Annotated in this window: 1 protein-coding gene; it reads right to left on the bottom strand. The window is 51.3% G+C overall.

Annotated features, from left to right (window positions below; translation table 11 throughout):
* The coding region (locus E2K52_RS14470; RefSeq protein WP_151205688.1) for a phosphoenolpyruvate carboxylase at positions 1 to 1,042 on the bottom strand (1,042 nt) is incomplete at both ends.

Raw genomic sequence — 1,042 nt, forward strand, 5'->3', positions numbered from 1 at the left:
GCCCCGGCTGATTGAACCGCCTCGGCCATGGAATAAGGTCAGTTGTATGCCATGCTGTTTGGCAACCACGGTCAGCTCTTCCTGGGCACGATACTGCGCCCAGTTGGCAGACATAAAGCCGGCATCCTTGGCTGAGTCTGAATAGCCAATCATGACCTCATGTTTGCCCTGAATATGCTGTTTGTACCAGTGCATATTCCACAAGGTCGACATGGTACTGGCTGCGCCGTCGAGGTCTTTTAAGGTTTCAAATAAAGGCACAACCCGTAACGGATTTTTAATGCCGGCTTCTTTTTGCAGTAACAGCACGGCCAGTACATCACTTGGATATTCCGCCATGGAAATAATATAGGCCCCCAGACATTCACTTGGCTGTTCCGCCAGAGTACGCATGGTGGCAAAGACCTCCTGCACATCCGGGTGTTGAATCAGGCTGCCTACAGGTTCATTCAGATGTTTAGGCAGCAGCGGACGCTTGCTCTGTAATTCCTGCAACAGGAAGTTCTGACGCGCCTGTTCGGTCCAGGTTTCAAAATTACCCAGCCCCAGATATTCAGTAATGGCAGAAATCGCCTGACGATGGCGGCCTGATTCCTGACGAATATCCAGTTTTAGCAATTCGATTCCGAAACTGTTTACCCGGTAGATAAAATCAAGCAGTTTGCCATTGGCAATCTCAGGCAGATTGCAGGCTTGTAACGAGCGATAGCAGAGCAGCAGAGGCTGTAGCAGCTCATCTTTGCTTTTGATGACCCGGCTATCATCGGCATCTTTATTGTGAAGTTTCTCGGCCAGCCAGTTGCGGGTGGCTTTCAGACGTTCCCGGGTATCACGTAGATATTCACGGTACGGTTCCGGATGTGCTTGTCCGAGTGCCTGTTGCAGCTCTTCACTACATTGCTGGATCGAGAGTTCCCAGCGTAAATCTTCAATATCGCGCAGGTACAGGTCTGCGGCTTTCCAGCGTGACAGCCACAGCACTTCCTGAGTTACCTGATGGGTCACATTCGGGTTACCATCGCGGTCGCCGCCCATCCACGAA

Origin of the sequence: Acinetobacter sp. RF14B, assembly GCF_006864105.1 — a bacterium.
Lineage (GTDB): Bacteria > Pseudomonadota > Gammaproteobacteria > Pseudomonadales > Moraxellaceae > Acinetobacter > Acinetobacter lwoffii_C.